The sequence below is a fragment of the Nostoc sp. LEGE 12454 genome, assembly GCF_056620565.1.
The window spans coordinates 1-15864 of sequence record NZ_JBWQXL010000064.1; the positions used below are offsets into that span (position 1 = coordinate 1).

Here is a 15864-nt window from a genome sequence, read left to right on the forward strand (position 1 = left end):
AGATGTCGCCTCTAGCCTTAACAACCTAGCGGAACTCTACCGTTCCCAAGGCAGATACAGCCAAGCCGAACCCCTTTACATCCAAGCTTTGGCACTCTTGCGTCAACTGCTGGGTGAAGAACATCCAGATGTCGCCACTAGCCTCAACAACCTAGCGTTACTCTACTACTCCCAAGGCAGATATAGCGAAGCCGAACCGCTTTTCATCCAAGCTTTGGCACTCAGGCGTCAACTGCTGGGTGAAGAACATCCAGATGTCGCTAATAGCCTCAACAACCTAGCGTTACTCTACTACTCCCAAGGCAGATACAGCCAAGCCGAACCCCTTTACATCCAAGCTTTGGCACTCAGCCGTAAGCTGCTGAGTGAAGAACATCCAGATATCGCCGCTAGCCTCAACAACCTAGCGGGACTCTACTACTCCCAAGGCAGATACAGCGAAGCCGAACCCTTGTATATGCAAGCATTAGATATTTTTGAGCAACGGTTAGGTGCAAATCATCCTAATACTGTTACTGTGCGTGAAAATTTAGCAGATTTGCGCGATCGCCTCGCTTCAAATCCAGAATAAGCTAGTTTTATGCAAAGCGTACCGTAATAAAACTGAAAAGAGCGATCGCCTGAACTAAAATTCATATTGAACTAAGTAAAAATGCCATTCGACTTACTCAAAATGAGCTTTTACTTTCTCAAAATAAGCTTTTGCTTACTCAAACCCCAGTTTGCTTACTCATTTTGGTGTTTTCCGCAAGCAAAATAAGCTTTTACTTATTCAAACTCCAGTTTGCTTACTCATTTTGGTGTTTTCCGCAAGCAAAATAAGCTTTTGCTTACTCAAACCCCAGTTTGCTTACTCATTTTGGTGTTTTCCGCAAGCAAAAGCAGCTTTTACTTACTCAAACCCCAGTTTGCTTTCTCATTTGAGTAATTCACGCATTCATTTCGGTATATCATTGAGCCGAAAGCTGGCGATGTCTACGACGGTCACTGAGCGCAGCCGAAGTGCGGGCTATGCCTACGCACTTATGCAGTTGTGAATGATAGAGAGATGCAGCCCCCGCAATAAAAAATCAGCTACGATCAATCATATAATTCTCTTCACGAACACAGAAATGTTAATTACATACACTGCAAAATATACAAAAACTGATAGCGGATATATGGGACAACTCATTGAATGGCAAAAAGTCATTACAGAAGGAGAAACCTTAGAAGAATGCAGGGCTATGTTACAAGATGCAACCAAAGAAATGATTCTTGCCTATCGCCAACAAAATAAAGAAATTCCCACAGGTGGTTCTTTGCTCGAACAAATTCCTATAGAGGTTTGAGTGTGTCAGTCAAACGAAAAGAGCTAATTAAATACTTAGAATAAAATGGCTTTTATTTATTAAGGGAAGGAGGAAATCATTCAATTTATACTAATGATGTTAAAACTCTTCCTGTAAAACGGCATCGTAACATTGAGCGTATTACTGCTAATGAAATATGCAAACAAGCAGGTTTATTACCTAATTTTTAACTACAAAGTGTAAATCAATAAGCGATTGCTCTTTTAAATCTCATCAAACACAGCAATGTTAATTAAAATTTAGGATTACTCAAATAAATCAAATCCCTTTTCGCTTCTCAACTTTCTGTCAAAAGTCACTGTTGAACTACAACCAGAATGTTGAGCAATTGCCCCAATTAAATAATCAGAAAAATTTGCACTTCCCTGTTTAAATCTTTGTAATGCTTGATAAATTAAAGAGCGATTTTCTAGCTCAAATACCGAACATTGGAGCATTAATTCGATAGTGTTACTAATTTCTTCTCTACTAAATTGATAAGTATTACTCCGCAAAACCCAAACTAATTCACAAATAACTATATTGGCAACAAAACATTGCTCTTCCCCTTCGATAATTTCAGCAGCTTGCTCCCACTGCTTTTCATCATCTTTTGTTAAGTAGCGCACTAAAATATTTGTATCAAGTCCAATCACTTGCGCCTTCTTTAATTGCAGCTTCCATTTCTTCTAAAGTTGCGCTTTTCATGCCCGGACGGTGTAAAATCCCTGATAAACTTTGGATGGAGATATTCAGGGGAATTAATTTAACTATTCCATTTTCATCAATGACAAAATCAACCTTACTACCTGTATCAAGGTTAAGATAATCCCTAATTTCTTTAGGAATAGTTACTTGCCCTTTAGTGGTGATGGTCGCACTAGCCATTATCCAGGCTCCTTACATAAGTTCCTTACCTGATTATAAAGTCTACTGCGCCTAATGCACTGCCACAGGGAAATCGGCACAATAAAACCTCTAAAAGATGATAGCCTCACCCCAACAAAACTATCTCACTGCTGAAGAATACCTCCAAATGGAGGAACAGAGTGATATCAAGCATGAATATATAAACGGCTATATTTCCGCAATGGCTGAGGTGCTTGATGCACATGTAACTATTGCTGGAAACCTGGCATCTATCCTCCGTAATCATGTGCGCGGCTCTGGTTGCCGTGTTTACATCGCTGACATGAAAACCAAAATCGAATCTCTGAATCGCTTTTATTATCCCGATGTGATGGTTACTTGCGATCGACGAGATCGAGAAACGCCAGGTTATAAAAGATTTCCCTGTTTAATTGTCGAAGTTTTATCTAATTCTACCGAAGCTTTTGATCGAGGCGATAAATTCGCCGATTATCAAACACTCGAAAGTCTGCAAGAGTATGTTTTAATTAATACAAAACGTCAGCGAGTTGAGTGTTTTCGACGCAATGAACAAGGGTTATGGGTTTTACAATCTTACACATCAGAGCATCAATCATTTCGACTCAATAGCGTGGATTTTGAGGAAACAATGGCAACACTCTACGAAGATGTAGTTTTTGAATAATCAATTATTATAGGGTATTCGACGCAATATTTAGTAAACTATATAACTGATAAGCCTTGAAGGCTTCCTTACCAGGCGGAAGCGTTGATGAAAGCAGGCACAATTGATTAAAAAAAAGTTATGGCGCTCATAGTTCAGAAATACGGTGGTACATCTGTCGGTTCAGTGGAACGTATTCAAGCTGTTGCACAGCGTGTTTATAAAACTGTTAAAGCTGGAAACTCTATTGTCGTTGTGGTTTCGGCAATGGGCAAAACCACCGATGGACTCGTCAAACTAGCTACTGAAATTTCTCCAAATCCTAATCGCCGGGAAATGGATATGCTGCTTTCTACTGGCGAACAAGTAACCATTGCCTTACTCAGCATGGCTTTGCAGGAACTCGGACAACCAGCAATTTCCATGACTGGCGCTCAGGTAGGAATTGTTACCGAAGCCGAACACAGTCGCGCTCGGATTTTGCATATTGAAACTACTCGCCTAACTCGCCACATAAATGAAGGTAAAGTAGTTGTTGTAGCTGGTTTCCAAGGGATCTCTAGCGTTGGAGAGATGGAAATTACGACTTTGGGGCGTGGTGGTTCTGACACGTCAGCAGTGGCGATCGCAGCCGCATTAAAAGCAAACTTTTGCGAAATTTATACAGACGTTCCAGGGATTCTCACTACAGATCCCCGTTTAGTTGCCGAAGCTCAGTTGATGGATGCCATCACCTGCGATGAAATGTTGGAATTAGCTAGCTTGGGCGCAAAAGTGTTGCATCCCCGCGCTGTGGAAATTGCCCGTAACTATGGGGTTCCCCTTGTAGTTAGGTCTAGTTGGACAGATCAACCAGGTACTTGGGTGACATCAGCCAAACCCCAAGGGCGATCGCTAATCAATCTAGAAATTGCTCGTCCCGTGGATGCTATAGAATTTGACACTAACCAAGCAAAGGTTGCTTTGTTGCGCGTACCCGATAAACCAGGTGTGGCAGCCAGATTATTTGGTGAAATCTCTCGGCAAAAAGTAGACGTAGATTTGATTATTCAGTCAGTTCATGAAGGTAACAGTAATGACATTGCTTTTACTGTCACGACACCAATATTAAGACGTGCAGAAGCAGTAGCAACAGCGATCGCCCCAGCACTGAGGAGTCAATCTAATCCCAAATCTGACGAAGCCGAGGTAATGATAGAACATAACATTGCCAAAGTCAGCATCGCAGGCGCAGGAATGATTGGGCGTCCCGGTGTAGCTGCAAAGATGTTTGCCACCTTAGCCGAAGCTGGCGTGAATATTCAAATGATTTCCACCAGCGAAGTAAAAGTAAGTTGCGTAGTCAATGCCAACCAATGCGATCGCGCCGTCAACGCACTCCGCACCGCCTTTGAGATCGAAGCAGGGGAGCATACTTCGACTGCGCTCAGTAACCGGGGGAGCAGGGGAGCAGGGGAGAGTGCGTGCATAGATTCCCCTCTGCCCCTCCGCCCCTCGGTAACAGAGCGTAGCCGAAGTGCTGCACCTCTGCCCAGTTGTCCTCCCGTTCGCGGTGTCGCACTCGATTTAAATCAAGCGCGTCTTGCTATTCGCCAATTGCCAGATCGTCCGGGGATGGCGGCGAAGTTGTTTGGATTATTAGCGCAACACAATATTAGCGTGGATATGATTATCCAATCTCAGCGCTGCCGCGTGATTGATGGTGTTCCCAGAAGAGATATTGCTTTTACTGTCTCACGAATAGACGGGGAAAATGCCAAAAAAATGCTTACCCAAGTAGCGGCAGAGTTAGGATGGGGTGAAGTTGTTTTAGATAGTGCGATCGCTAAAGTGAGTATTGTCGGTGCAGGGATGGTAGGACAACCAGGTATTGCCGCTAAAATGTTTGAAGCTTTAGCCCAACAAGAAATCAATATTCAAATGATTGCCACCTCAGAAATCAAAATTAGTTGTGTTGTGGCACAAGAGCAAGGTGTTAAAGCTTTGCAAGCCATTCATGCAGCCTTTGAACTGGCTGGTAGCGAGAAATTTGTCGTGCCAGCGTAAAATCTGAATCAATGAGCTTTCACCCTAAATCCCTCTCCCCAGCTTGGGAGAGGGATTTTGATATATACACGCGGTAGCAGCCCACGCATCGATCTCATTGAAAGTTGCTTAATAAATAAATATTTATATTTTAAAATCAGTAATAATAACACGTAAGCTATAATCGAACAATTTATCAGACTATAATTTTATATTGATGAATAGTCATTTACTAAATGGACATTATCAAATACTAAAAATTCTCAATGATGGGGAAAAAGAGAAAACCTATCTAGTTGAAGATGTTAATCTTAATGGTCAAGAATTTATAGTAAAGCAGTTATCTCTTCCTAATAGCAATCCTCAAGCTTTAACAATCCTACGCCGCTTGTTTGACAGTAAGGCAGCAACTTTAGAAAAACTCGGACAAGAACACGATAAAATTCAAAAGCTCATTGCTTATTTTGAAGAAAATGAAGAATTTTATCTAGTTCAAGAATTCATACCTGGCAATCCTTTAACTGACGAAATTATCCAGGGGCAACTTCTCAAGGAAAACCAAGTAATTAGTCTTTTGTCAGAGATATTAGAAACTTTGGTTGTCATACATAGCTATGGCATAATTCATCGGAATATTACACCAGCAAATATTATTCGCCGAGAATCAGATAAAAAGTTAGTTTTGGTTAATTTGGGTACTTTTAATGAAGCGCTCGATAAGACTGTTGACAATTCTGAGTATATGCCTATAGAGCAAATTAACGGCAACCTCAAATATAACAGCGATATATATGCTTTAGGTATCGTTGCGATCGCAGCACTGAAAGCTTTACCTGCAAAGGAAATATCTAATTTGCGAAGTCAGAAAAATAAGCTGACAGGTGAAATACTTTGGCACGACAAAAATCTCAAAGTTAACAAAAAATTAGCAAGAATTATTAATAAAATGGTGCGTTTTGACTATCGTAAGCGCTACCAGTATGCAACGGAAGTCTTAGACGACCTGAAAAAGTTAATCAATGTTGATGAAGATCGACAAAAACAGCATCAGAAAAAATTATTACTAGTTCTAGCAGGGATAGCTGGCTGTATTACCCTTAGTGTTGCAGCTTGGCAATTGAGATCGCCAAAACTTGTGAGTGATGCTCAAAAGACATTATACCAAGAGGGAGTAAATAAATATGAGTCAGGAAACTATGAAGGAGCAGTTGAAGATTTCAATCAGGCTATTAAATTAGATCCGCAAAACGCTTTAGCTTATAATCGGCGAGGTGATGCTTATTATCGATTAGGAGACTACGAGCAAGCACAAGCAGACTCTAGCCAAGCTATTTTACTCAATCCTCAAGATGCTAATGCCTATTTTGATCGAGGATTTGCTTTTTCGGCATTAAGTAAATACAAAGAAGCGATCGCAGATTATACTCAAGCAATTAAGTTAAATTCTAAAGACGCTTATGCTTACTATGGACGAGGATTAGCTCGTGCTCAATCGAAGGATAATAAAGGTGCAATTGAAGATTTTAGCAAAGCGATCGCTCTTAAACCCCAGTATACCGAAGCCTACTTGCAACGAGGTATTCTTCGCCGTCGCATCAAACAAAGACTTGAAGCAATCCAAGATTTTGATAAAGTAATTAAGATTAATCCTAGTGATGCTAAAGCTTATTATCAAAGGGGTTTAACTCAATCTATTAATCAACAAAAAGATGAAGCAATTAAAGATTACACAGATGCAATCAACATCAATCCCAAATATATAGAAGCTTATCTGAATCGTGGCGATATTTACAGCGATCTGGGAAATAATGTAGAAGCTACTGAAGATTACAATACTATTTTACAGATCGATCCTAAATTTATTGCTGCTTACATTCACAGAGGTATTCACCGTTTTTCTTTTGGAGATTATAAAGGCGCTATTGAAGATTACACCGCAGCACTAAAACTAGATACTAATAACGTTGCAGCTTACAACAACCGTGGTAATGCCTATCTCGAACTGGGAAATAAAAAAGCTGCAAATCAGGATTATTCACGAGCGATCGCAATTAATGGTAACAACGCCTTAGCCTATTATAACCGGGGTGTGATTCGCACCAAGCAGAAAAATAAAACGGGTGCGATCGCAGACTTCAAAAAAGCTGCAAAACTATTCCAACAGCAAGGGGAACAAGATAGTTATCAAGATGCACGGCGGGAAATTGCAATTTTACAAAATAATTCAGCGCCAGCGCCAACTAGTCGCCCGAAATCTGGGAAAATAGAAAAAAATTGAGTTACCACTCAATATAGTGTTGGCTATCAACAGTCAAAACTCTTAGAGAGTGATTGTGCTATTTAAATGTGTTTTACTTTACAAATTTACGACTTGTACTTTATCAAACTAGTTTTGATGGTTTGTAGTAAGCACTTTATTGCTTAAAAAACAAGGACTAAAGTCCTAATTAATTACCATGAGTCACAGGATTTTATTACGACTCAATTAGGATTGCTATATGCTAATTCTCCTGACTTTTTATCCAGATAACCTGGAAATATTTACCCATAGAGATGTGGATACAGTACTGAAACGAATTGATGGTTCTCACAATATTTGGTTGCGTTGTATTCACTTCCGCGATCGCACTGGAACAGCCAAAATTATCAAGCATTTTGGACTCAATCCATCTCGTGTTAATATGATTTTCAACCATTCCCCTGTAGGAATTGATGAAGATATAGAAGATTGTTTATTTGATAGTTATGAAATCCTAAGTTCTCAAATAAAAAATAATGAGTTTGAGGTTGTGCGTGGCAATATTGTAGTTGGAAATAATTTTATCATAACTTTTGAAATCACAGAACTAAAAATTTTAAGTATTTTAGCTAATAATCTCCAAAAGCGAACTCTAGATATTCAGAAATTAGGAGTTGACTATCTTTTTTATCTCATATTTAAAGATATTTTGAATAATTACGAAACTGTATTTACCTATATTTCGAGAAAACTTGATGATTTAGAAGATGAAGTTTTAGACAATTCCGGTGATGAATCAACTTACCAAAAAATTGCCACAATGAGGCAATCTACTCGTTCTGGACGCCGTAATTTTCAAAGCATCAAGTTACTTATGGCTATTATGGATAATGAAGATTTCCAATGGATTAGCCAGCCAGTAAAAGAACTATTCAATCAAGAATTGGTTCATCACGTTGATAAACTCTGGCAAGAATATCAAGCTATAAGAGCCTGGATGTCAGAATTGATGGAAATTCAACGCGATAATATTGCTAGTAAAACAGGCGAACGAATTAATCGCCTGACTATCTTATCGACCATCTTTTTGCCAATAACTTTTCTATCTGGTTTCTATGGTATGAACTTCAAAAATATGCCGGAATTAGAACAACCTTTGGCTTACCCTGTGGTGATTTGTATGATGGTATTAATTGTGATTGGCAGTATTGCTTATGCAAAAAAACAACGTTGGTTGTAGTATCTATAAAGTTACGAATAAAGAAAATTATAGATTTATTAAAAAAATCCTTTATCTGAGCCTGTAGGTGCAGAGAAAATGAAATCAGATTTCTATATATACTTTCATTAAGTAGACGAAATCAACCTTAAATCGGTAAACAAACGTGAACCTTCCATTAATTATTCGTGCTGAAGAATATAACGAAAAAACAGCGATTGTGACAACGCATGGATCGTTTACATATCGGGATTTGCTCTACACTTCCAGTCAAATAGCAACAAATCTTCTTCAAAATACAGAAGATTTACAAGAGCAGCGAGTTGCCTTTCTCATTCCGCCTGGGTTTGAGTATGTAGCCACTCAATGGGGAATTTGGCGGGCTGGTGGCATAGCTGTACCTCTGTGTGTTTCCCATCCACGTCCAGAATTGGAGTATGTAATTACTAATTCTGGAGCATCGATTATTATTGCTCATCCTAATTTTGAGGATATACTGCGTAGTTTACCGCCGCAGGCATCGCTCGCCGAAGCACACAATTTGCGATTGATTCTCACCTCAGAAACGCTTCCACATAATATTAGTCGCCTCCCAAAGATAGATATCACTAGACGCGCCTTAATTCTCTACACCAGCGGCACAACAGGTAAACCCAAGGGTGTAGTTACAACTCACCAAAATATTCAAGCGCAAGTAACTAGCTTAACTACCGCTTGGGAATGGACATCTAGCGATCGCATTTTACATATCCTGCCACTACATCATATTCATGGGATTATTAACGTACTGACTTGTGCTTTATGGGCTGGCGCGGAATGCCATATATTGAGCAAATTTGATGCCGAAACCGTTTGGAACCGAATTTGTGACGGTGACTTAACCTTATTTATGGCAGTACCAACAATTTATGTAAAGCTAATTGCGGCTTGGGAAACTGCCTCTAAAGAACGCCAAAAAACTATGTCAGAAGGCTGTGCTAAAATGCGCCTGATGGTTTCTGGCTCGGCAGCGTTACCAGTTCAAGTTTTAGAAAAGTGGCAGAGCATCAGCGGCCATTTTCTGCTGGAGCGCTATGGCATGACCGAAATCGGCATGGCTTTATCGAACCCTTTACACGGTGAACGGTTGTCTGGATATGTGGGGAAGCCTTTACCTCAAGTTGAAGTGAGATTAGTAGATGAGAACGGAGAGTTAGTTCTAGCCGGAACACCAGGAGAAATCCAAGTTAAAGGCCGCGGAGTGTTTTTAGAATATTGGCAAAACCCCGAAGCAACTGCCAAAGCCTTCCAAGATGGATGGTTCCGTACTGGAGACACCGCCGTAATTGAGAATGACAACTACCGAATTCTGGGACGGATGAGTGTGGATATCATCAAAACCGGAGGGTATAAAGTTTCAGCTTTAGAAATTGAAGAGGTGTTGCGATCGCATCCAGATATTCAGGAATGTGCAGTTGTTGGGGTTGCTGATTTAGAATGGGGTGAACGGGTTTGTGCCGCGTTAGTATTGCAAGGGTCACAACCTTTAACATTAGAATCTTTTAGGAGTTGGGCAAAAGAGGAATTGGCTGTCTATAAAGTGCCAACCCAAATTTTGATAGTTGAAGAATTACCGCGCAATGCGATGGGGAAAGTTACTAAACCAACAGTGGTTGAATTATTTTGCTGATAGCGATGCCCCTGTTTTTCAAAGCTAGCCGCGAAGCTTGTTGACAATACTGCAATACGTGAGGTAGAAGATAAGCACAATTTAAAAAACTTAAATATAGCTATGAGTCTTTTTTGTCTAGTTCATGGCGCTTTTCAAGGCGTTTGGTGTTGGGATTTGTTAATTCCTTATTTAGAAGCACAAGGTCACAAAACAGTAGCAATGGATTTGCCAATTGAAGATACGTCTGCAAGTTTATCGCAATTTGCAGATGTCGTATTGCAAGCCCTTCCAAAAACTGATGATGATATTGTCTTGGTTGGTCACTCAATGGCTGGTACTGTTATTCCCCTTGTTGCACAAGTGCGTCAAATACGTCAACTGGTCTTCCTTACCGCGCTTATTCCATACCCAGGAACTAGTACACTTGAGCAATTTTCTCATCATCTCGATTCTGATAGCCTCAAATCATTAAATTACGAACCAAAAGAGTCACATCAACTCGAACAATTTGATGATGAACCTTATATGTTTAATCCTGTTTCTGCTGGGAAAAACTTTTCAGATGAAGCAGTATTAATGGAATTTTTTTATCAAGATTGTCAGCCGGATATAATACGCTGGGCACTCTCAAAAGGACGTTCGCAGCAATCAATGGCATATATTTTTGAGGTTAATCCCTTGAATGCTCTACCAAATGTAGAGTATAAATATATTTTTTGTACTGATGACCTGATAATCTCTCCTGCATGGTCACACTACGCTGCACGTAAGCGCTTGGGAGTTGAAGCCATAGAACTGCCTGGAGGACATTGCCCACACTTGTCTCGTCCTGCTCATCTTGCCTCAGTATTAACTAAATAATCGGTAGATTAGGATAACGGGATTAAACTCCACATTGTAGATCATCGTAGGTTGGGTGGAACGTAGTGAAATCCAACAAACCCTCGAAAATGTTGGGTTTCGTTCCTCCACCCAACCTACGCAGTTTATGGTTTTTGACGCTAACTGAACTGTATTGCGTTATAACCAACTCACGGTAAGTTGAAAAACTCAAACAACCCAGTCGCCGAAGTAACAAGTGCTTAGGCGTAGCCAGCCGTAGGCATCGCTTTTATCTAGTTTTCCACCCCTTCGGTATTTTGGGCGGACACCAAAAGAGGTTTTTGCTAGATACCCCAAGGGATTCCAAAATACCTCGCATCACCTCTGTGCAGTACATCCAGTGTCCCAAATCGTCATACATGCGATCGGGATTAAACTCGACATTGTAATGCAGCACATTGGGAAGGTCTAAAAACTCATCACTGCTTTGGGGAGAAAAAAGCAAGAGATGAAATGGTTTCCCCTGGCATTGTTTTTGTAGCTTCTTGACCAGATCGATTACACCACCGCGATCGCTAATTCCTGTGCGAACAAAAAGCACTTTGTCGCAGTACCGCAGTGCATACCAAAACCTTTCAGCGCGTGCCGTGTAACGAACCCGCATCCGTTCATAGACGGGAGACATATCTTGAACAGCGTCGTCTGTCTCCTCGACTTCATGGGCAAAAGATAAACCCGACCACTTACCGTGGTAGATTCTACTTGCATCAGGACTGTAATGCAGAAAAGCAGGGTTCCACATATCATCAAAACCGTGTTCGATCGCATCCGCAACATCTGCAATATTAGTAGTGCGCGTTAGATCGAAGGGAAAGGCGGGACCATCATATTCCATTTTATACAACATCATACGGACGGCACAGCGATCGCCAAGGGGAAGAATTGCCACACGGCTGATATCCGATAACTCACATTTGTATTGGAACAACACCGCAGACTTAGCTGGTGCTTTCACCCGACTTTCTAGCCCATCCTTACCAATCATCATCGTGCGAAAAGGGACATCAGGATAAAGCGGATCTTCATAAACACCCGATGGCATAGCTTTAAGGGCGTTGCAAACTTCCGTCCACATCGGCTGAATATTGCATTAAAAGTCTTAACACAACTAAGAACAAATCAAAAAAAGGATAAGATTAAGTTAAATTGGTTCTATCGCTCTCTTTTATATATAGCAGTCCTAAATCATTCGTGAAAATTATATCTCTCTTTCTTTCCTTTGCGTCCTTCTCTAACGAGACGCTACGCGATGGCGTCCTTGGCGGTTCGTTTTCTAATTTATATTTTTCACAACTCAAATAGGATTGCTATAGTTAGAGCAAAAAAAGCATTTCTACGTAAGTGTTACAAATAGTTTCAAATTCAATTAATACTTGCGGAATAATTTTTAGCAATAATAATAATTAGTTAAGCTTGAGATTTAGCTAAGTATGGATAACTTACCTCAAAACAATTCTAGCTCCCCTGCTGGGGGTGGTTTACCTGTGATTCAGTATTGGGTAGAAAAAACTCTCTCATCACAAGGATTAAAATTATGGCAAACTCTCAATCATAAAAGTGCGTGTTTATCCTGCGCTTGGGGTACGGGCGGACAAAAAGGAGGCTTTGTTAATGAAGCGGGAGAATATTTACAACGCTGTGCTAAAAGTGTAGAGGCGATCGCTGCGGAATTGCAACCAGGAATTAAACAAGATGTTTTCCGACAAAATAGCATTAGTGAATTACAAAAACTGACTTCTCAAGAATGCGATTCCTTGGGTAGATTAAGTTATCCTATGATTCTCAGATCGGGTTCATCCCATTATCAACGTATAAGCTGGGAAGAAGTTTACCAGATCGCTACACAAGCCTTTAATTTCCCATCAGCACGAATTGCTAGTTATAGTTCTGGACGCTCATCTAATGAAGCTGCCTATTTACTACAATTATTAATGCGATCGCTAGGTAGTAATAATCTAGCAGACTGTTCAGATTTGTGTCACGCACCCTCAACAGTGGGGTTAAAAAAAGTTTTCGGCTCAGGTACATCAATGGTGAGTTTAGAAAACCTAAAACATAGTGATTGTATAGTTTTAATTGGTTCTAACGCCCCTGCAAATCATCCGCGACTGATGAACGAATTAATCGAATTGCGGGAAAGAGGCGGGAAAGTAATTATTATTAATCCCCAAATTGAAATCGGTTTAGTTAAATTTGCGTCTCCTGCATTTCCCATCAAATCTTTACTCACAGGAGGTTCCGATATATCTTCTTTATATTTACAACCAATTCCTGGAAGTGATGCTGCATTATTTGTAGGTTTACAAAAATCTCTGATTGAACAGAATTTGATTAAAATAGAATATCTGAAATTCTATACACAAAACTGGCAAGAAGTTGTAGATTACGCTAATAATATATCGTGGGACAACATCACTAGTACCTGTGGCTTATCCCAAGAAGAAATCACAGCAACAGCTTATATAATTGGTAAATCAACGCGTGTAGTTTTTGCCTGGGCAATGGGGATAACTCAACACTCTAACGGCGTAGATAATATTTTTAGTATTGCTAATACAGCCTTAATTACAGGTAACGCTGGTAAAATTGGTACTGGGACAATGCCCATTCGAGGACATTCCAATGTGCAAGGCTTTGGTTCAATGGGTGTTACTGTCAACTTGCGAGAAGAAATCAAACAAGCACTATCTCAATTATTAGGAAAAACTTTAAATGAAACTCCTGGCTATCATACTCGTGACTTAATCACAGCAGCAGAATTAGGAAAGATCGATACACTGTTTTGTTTAGGAGGAAATTTGTATGCAGCCAACCCAGACTTACAGCAAGTAAAACAGGCATTATCGCAAATAGAAACCATATTTTATGTAGCTACCAAACCAAACTTAGGACATTTCCACGGATTAGCGAAACAGCAAACTTTAATATTACCTGTATTCAATCGTTTTGAAAATCCTCATAAAACCACAACTGAATCGGGTAATAATTTTGTGCGGTTAAATGATGAAGGTAAAAGTCATTTAAAAGCACCTAATGCCGAGCTAATTTCGGAAATAGAATTAATCACAGAAATTGCTCATCGTTTACATAGTGAAACACCGATAAATTGGCGTAAGCTGCAAGATACAGCTTATGTTAGAGAATTAATTGCTAAAACTATTCCTGGCTATGAGAAAATTGGCACAATTGACCAAAGCAAGCAGGAGTTTATCATTGAAGGGCGAATTTTGGATGAACCGAAATTTTCCACATCTGATGGTAAAGCACAGATGTTTGTCACACCTTTACCGCAATTATCGGTACCAACTAAAGCAGCGTTTGGTGTGCCAGAAAATCAGCCAGGAATGGTGGTAATTTTAGGAACAGGACGCAGCTATGGTCAACATAATACTGTAGTTTATCGCAGTGAAGATAAATATCGAGGTATGCCTCATCGTCACTGTATTTTAATGAATTCTCTAGATGTCAAAAAAGCGGGATTCCAGGAGCATCAGCGAGTAATAGTGAAAGGAGATCGGGAAGAATTAGACAATATTGAAATTATTTGTGGGGCGATTCTTGAAGGTGTCGCTTTTATGTTTTATCCTGAAGCTAATGTTTTATTTAAAGCAAAAATCGATCCGCAAAGTGGCACACCGGCTTATAAAAGAGTTCCAGTTTGTATTATAGGTTCTCGACTTCTTTAAGAACAGGCGAATCCAGGCTTTGAGTTTTTGTTCTTTGGAGACATCAGTTAAATTATTGAGAGTAAATTGTGAGAAATAAATTTATTACCCGTTGTTTCAGAAGAGTTTAAATGCCTATTCCACAATCAGTTTTGTTACTACTCAATTGGGATGTGCCTAAACGTGAAAATTAGAAAAACATAAATAAATATTAATATCTTAATAGTTATATATAAGTTAAGAGTTAAATAATCTTAGGAGAAATAAAAATACCTGGGATTTGCATCGGCAGTTGTATTTGCCAGATAGTAGTGATGCAGATCCTTTCTCAACCTAGAATAACAATCTTTTAGCTGGCACTGGCAGGCATCCTGAGTCGGTGACTGCCCAGAAGCCTTGCGTTTGAACATGAAGGGAGCAACAATGAGTAGTAATCTAGCCATCAAACTGCGCTCTGGAACTCAACAAGCCCACAACTCAGCGGAAAATGTGGCATTCATGAAATGTTTTTTGCAAGGAGTTGTGGATAGAGACTGCTTCGCTAAATTCTTAAGCAACTTGTATTACGTCTACAGCGAACTAGAAGCAGCATTAGAGAGCCATAGAGAGCATCCTGTGATTAGTGCGGTTTACTTTCCTGAACTTAATCGCCAATCCTCACTTGAAAAAGACATGGTGTTCTATTATGGGGATAATTGGAGAGAGCAAGTTACAGCCTCACCTGCTGCCCAAAGCTACATTGAGCGCATTCGGGAAATTTCTGCTAGTGAACCAGCCTTATTGCTAGGTCATGCCTATACTCGCTACATGGGCGATCTTTCTGGGGGTCAAATGCTACAAAAAGTTGCTCAGTCAGCCCTAAAGCTTTCTGGCTATGAAGGCACATCCTTTTACAACTTTGAGCAAATTCCTGACAAAAAGGCATTTAAGGATAAGTATCGTCAGGCATTAAATGCATTACCCGTTGATGATATAACAGCAGAAAGGATTGTTGCAGAAGCTAATAAATAATGCCTTTGGGTTCAATTTAAAGATGGCTCAAGAGTTAGAGGGAAGTTTAATTAAAGCACTCGGTCAAGTTCTCTTTAATAGCCTTACTCTTGCTCAAAATTCAGGTAGCACTGAAATAGCTGCGGCTAATTAATTTTGTTATTTGTCATTGGGGATTGGGCACAAGAGGCAGAGGTGCAGAGGTGCGGAGGGGCAGAGGGGAAAAACTTACTGTAACTTCTCCTCTGCTCCCCTGCTCCCCTGCTCCCCTGCTCCCCCGCTCCCCATTAATCGCGTCTCTACCTACTCCCTTCATTTATTGGAAAGC

At 40.1% G+C, this 15864-nt stretch carries 13 protein-coding genes and 2 pseudogenes; 11 read left to right on the forward strand and 4 right to left on the reverse strand.

The features are described 5' to 3' along the window. From AC1F2U_RS32095 to AC1F2U_RS32105, 3 genes and pseudogenes are all read left to right on the forward strand, one after another. A partial coding sequence (locus AC1F2U_RS32095) for a tetratricopeptide repeat protein (RefSeq protein WP_480264825.1) occupies positions 1-571 on the forward strand: 571 nt, incomplete at its 5' end. Between the two features lie 541 nt (positions 572-1112). Continuing rightward, positions 1113-1331 carry a type II toxin-antitoxin system HicB family antitoxin gene (locus AC1F2U_RS32100; protein WP_480264826.1) on the forward strand — a complete coding sequence of 73 codons (219 nt, stop codon included), beginning with the start codon at positions 1113-1115 and terminating at the stop codon, positions 1329-1331. Positions 1332-1387: 56 nt separating this feature from the next. Then, positions 1388-1522, forward strand: a pseudogene (locus tag AC1F2U_RS32105) (type II toxin-antitoxin system HicA family toxin); the annotation flags it as partial. 75 nt (positions 1523-1597) lie between these two features. On the opposite strand, the gene AC1F2U_RS32110 reads toward AC1F2U_RS32105, so the two are convergent. Next, entirely contained in the window at positions 1598-1987 is a 390-nt protein-coding gene (locus AC1F2U_RS32110; RefSeq protein WP_480264827.1) for a PIN domain-containing protein, read from the reverse strand. After that, positions 1974-2219 carry an AbrB/MazE/SpoVT family DNA-binding domain-containing protein gene (locus AC1F2U_RS32115; protein WP_445631873.1) on the reverse strand — a complete coding sequence of 82 codons (246 nt, stop codon included), beginning with the start codon at positions 2217-2219 and terminating at the stop codon, positions 1974-1976. The genes AC1F2U_RS32110 and AC1F2U_RS32115 overlap by 14 nt, the downstream gene beginning before the upstream one ends. 97 nt (positions 2220-2316) lie before the next feature. On the opposite strand from AC1F2U_RS32115, the gene AC1F2U_RS32120 reads away from it, so the two are divergent. From AC1F2U_RS32120 to AC1F2U_RS32145, 6 genes are all read left to right on the forward strand, one after another. Further along, positions 2317-2886 (forward strand): Uma2 family endonuclease, encoded by a 570-nt coding sequence (locus AC1F2U_RS32120; RefSeq protein WP_480264828.1) that lies wholly within the window; start codon positions 2317-2319, stop codon positions 2884-2886. A gap of 120 nt (positions 2887-3006) precedes the next feature. After that, the gene (locus tag AC1F2U_RS32125) at positions 3007-4911 is read left to right on the forward strand and encodes an aspartate kinase (RefSeq protein WP_480264829.1); all 1905 of its coding nucleotides are present in this window, start codon (positions 3007-3009) and stop codon (positions 4909-4911) included. Positions 4912-5107: 196 nt separating this feature from the next. Further along, a complete protein-coding gene (locus AC1F2U_RS32130) occupies positions 5108-7168 on the forward strand; it encodes a tetratricopeptide repeat protein (protein WP_480264830.1) in 2061 nt (686 codons plus the stop codon). A 220-nt stretch (positions 7169-7388) separates the two neighbouring features. Continuing rightward, positions 7389-8369, forward strand: coding sequence for a magnesium transporter CorA family protein (locus AC1F2U_RS32135; protein WP_480264831.1), 981 nt, complete (start codon positions 7389-7391; stop codon positions 8367-8369). A 145-nt stretch (positions 8370-8514) separates the two neighbouring features. Beyond that, on the forward strand, positions 8515-10017 hold the full coding sequence (locus tag AC1F2U_RS32140) for an acyl-CoA synthetase (RefSeq protein WP_480264832.1): 1503 nt from the start codon (positions 8515-8517) through the stop codon (positions 10015-10017). Positions 10018-10119: 102 nt separating this feature from the next. Beyond that, a complete protein-coding gene (locus tag AC1F2U_RS32145; protein ID WP_480264833.1) occupies positions 10120-10860 on the forward strand; it encodes an alpha/beta fold hydrolase in 741 nt (246 codons plus the stop codon). A 250-nt stretch (positions 10861-11110) separates the two neighbouring features. Here the strand turns inward: AC1F2U_RS32145 and AC1F2U_RS32150 are convergent, their stop codons facing one another. Beyond that, entirely contained in the window at positions 11111-11956 is an 846-nt protein-coding gene (locus AC1F2U_RS32150; protein ID WP_480264834.1) for a DUF1796 family putative cysteine peptidase, read from the reverse strand. A 355-nt stretch (positions 11957-12311) separates the two neighbouring features. Between AC1F2U_RS32150 and AC1F2U_RS32155 the strand changes: the two genes are divergently transcribed. Then, the gene (locus AC1F2U_RS32155) at positions 12312-14567 is read left to right on the forward strand and encodes an FdhF/YdeP family oxidoreductase (protein ID WP_480264835.1); all 2256 of its coding nucleotides are present in this window, start codon (positions 12312-12314) and stop codon (positions 14565-14567) included. 402 nt (positions 14568-14969) lie between these two features. Further along, positions 14970-15690 (forward strand): annotated as a pseudogene (locus tag AC1F2U_RS32160) (biliverdin-producing heme oxygenase). A gap of 12 nt (positions 15691-15702) precedes the next feature. Here AC1F2U_RS32160 and AC1F2U_RS32165 read toward each other — a convergent pair. Continuing rightward, positions 15703-15852: a hypothetical protein gene (locus tag AC1F2U_RS32165; protein WP_480264836.1), complete on the reverse strand. Its 150-nt coding sequence runs from the start codon at positions 15850-15852 to the stop codon at positions 15703-15705. Positions 15853-15864: the final 12 nt, after the last annotated feature.